Annotated in this window: 3 protein-coding genes; all 3 read right to left on the bottom strand. The window is 39.7% G+C overall.

Going from position 1 to position 2697, the window contains the following annotated elements; all coding sequences use genetic code 11:
• A partial coding sequence (locus tag AC52RT_RS14750; protein WP_495541444.1) for an iron-containing alcohol dehydrogenase occupies positions 1-401 on the bottom strand: 401 nt, incomplete at its 3' end.
• A gap of 56 nt (positions 402-457) precedes the next feature.
• On the bottom strand, positions 458-1975 hold the full coding sequence (locus AC52RT_RS14745) for an aldehyde dehydrogenase family protein (RefSeq protein WP_495541443.1): 1518 nt from the start codon (positions 1973-1975) through the stop codon (positions 458-460).
• Positions 1976-2211: 236 nt separating this feature from the next.
• Positions 2212-2697: branched-chain amino acid aminotransferase (locus AC52RT_RS14740; RefSeq protein WP_495541442.1), on the bottom strand; the 486-nt coding region annotated here is incomplete at its 5' end.

Raw genomic sequence — 2697 nt, 5'->3', positions numbered from 1 at the left:
CCTTCTGCTATCGTCCCCATCACAGCAAGACTGATATCACTCACCTTATGATGGATAGCCCATTTAACGCCTTTTACGGTATCCATTACACTTCCGCCGCCTAATGCAATCAGGCAATCGCCATTTTTTTCTTTATAAAAGGAAATGGCCTCATTAATATAACTGGATTTTGCATCTTGTTCGATATTATCAAACACACCTGCCAGTTGAATACCCGGCACTCTTTCGAATAAATCAATAATTGTTTGTGTGATACCGGCATTTGTTAACCCTTTGTCTGAATAAAGAACAGGTCGTGTGCCTCCTAACTGTTTAATAACATCCGGAAGTAAAATACGAGTACCTGAACCACTTTTTATAATTGTATGTTGGTAATATTCATAATAAGATGTTACTTTCATAAGATCTCCTCCACTTATATCAACTTTTTTTATTCAGTATCTGCTCTTCATTCTTATTAAAAGATCAAACCGAAACTTTTACGTTGACTTATTTCACTAGCTAGAGATGTATGAATATGTTTCGTTTCCGTATACTCATCAAACATTCTTTTTCCTAATTCACGGCCCGTACCACTTTGCTTATAGCCGCCAAATGGGGCGTCATTTCGGAAAGCATGCCAGTCATTAATCCAGACCGTACCCGCTTTCAACTTGCCCGCAATTTGATTGGCTTTCGTAAGGTCTTTAGACCAAACCCCTGCTGCTAGTCCATAGACAGTATCATTGGCAATGGCAATCGCTTCTTCTTCAGTAGAGTATTTGATGACGGATAAGACTGGACCAAAAATCTCTTCTTGGGCAATTTTCATATCATTCGTTACATCGGCAAAGATCGTTGGTTCAATAAAATAGCCATCATCCAAATTCTCTCCAGAAGCTCGTTTTCCTCCGCAGACTAATCGTGCACCTTCATCTAGACCCGATTCAATATACGATAAAACGGTTTCCATTTGATGCTTAGATACGACAGGTCCCATACCCGTGGCAGGGTCCATCGGATTGCCAAGCTTAATTTTCGAACTTGCTGCTGCCAGCTTTTCAACCACTTCTTCATAAATGGAATCATGAACGAGAAGCCGCGTTCCAGATTCACATACCTGACCAGAATGGAAGAAGACACCGAATAAAATACCAGGAATCGCTGTTTCAAAATCCACATCCGGAAGTACAATTGATGGAGACTTACCTCCTAGCTCGAGGGTCACTTTTTTAATTGTTCCAGCTGCTAAGCTCATAATTTTCTTTCCGACCTCAGTTGAACCGGTAAAAGCCACTTTATCTACTTGCGGATGCGTAACTAACGCCTCTCCAACCACTCCGCCGGGTCCTGTTATGACATTGAACACACCAGGCGGCACACCCGCTTCTATCGCTAGTTCAGCCAACTTCAATGTTCCAAGCGGTGTATTGGTGGCAGGCTTCACAATAATTGAATTACCCATTGCTAAAGCAGGAGCGATTTTCCACATTGCTAAAATCAGCGGAAAATTCCACGGCGTAATAGCTGCAACAACACCCAGCGGCTCTCGAACAATCTCACTTCTGCTGGCCCCTACATAATCGACAACTGGTAATGGTACCACATATTCATATTTCAAAGCGTAATCAGCTGTATCTTTAAGTGTCATAGCAAGCTGCATGATATCTGCTCCAGCGAGCTTCCTTATCGTGCCTCCAGAACTTATGCCTTCTAAATAGATAATTTCATTGGCATGTTCCTGTATTTTTGCAGCAAAACGCAATAAAACTTGTGAACGTTCGGCAACAGACTTATTCGACCAAACCCCTGATTCAAATGTTTCACGTGCAGATTTTACGGCTTGCTCTACCTCTACTAACGAGGATTTAGCAGCTTTCGCGGCAATCTGACCATTGGCAGGATTCACAATGTCAAAGGTCTCCCCATTGGAAGCAGGCACCCATTCTCCATTAATATAATTTGCGAATTCGGTTACTTTCGTTTCAACAGTCATTGTATAATCCTCCTTCAATTGATAAAAAATGAACGAAAAGAGCCTAACTTATAAGGCGCTTACATTATAAACAGAAACAAAAATGATTATCTAATTATAAAGCCCTCCTATTCTTGACATTCTAAAGTCCTATATTCTCCTTTATTTGGAATATCCCTTCAAAATAATTGAAAATTATAAAAATTCATGACAATAAAAGGCCCCTATCATTTCGATACGGGACCTGATAAATTCTATTACTTACCTTCCTCCACCGCTTCAGCAAGTGTGAATAAGAACGAGTAAATTAATTGAAAGGCTTCGCCAATCGATAGATTCTCATGAAAACCTTCTACATGGTTTAGTGGGAAATTGAAATTCCAAACGCCTTCGTCACCACTGAACAGTAAATTATATTTCACAGATTCACCATTTAGTGCACTATTTACATACGATTTAATAACAGGGCCGAATTTCTTTTGCAGTTTTAATCCAAGCATGACGTCATATGTTCCGAAAACATCATCGACTTCTAAAGAAATGGTCTCCACGTTAATTAGCTCAAACCATTTTGATTCTAAATAGATAAACTCATTTTTATGTGTTTTTAAATAATCAAGGGGCTGGTTGAGAAAGTCATTACTTTCTTCCGCTAATAACTCCTCTGTTTCTTTATCACTTCGTTCAATATAAGCATCAGAGAATCGTGATGCTGCTTCTTTTTCCTTCAATTGAACGTCATT

The sequence above is a fragment of the Peribacillus sp. genome (assembly GCF_059453735.1).
This window is presented reverse-complemented; position numbering and strand designations above follow the sequence as displayed.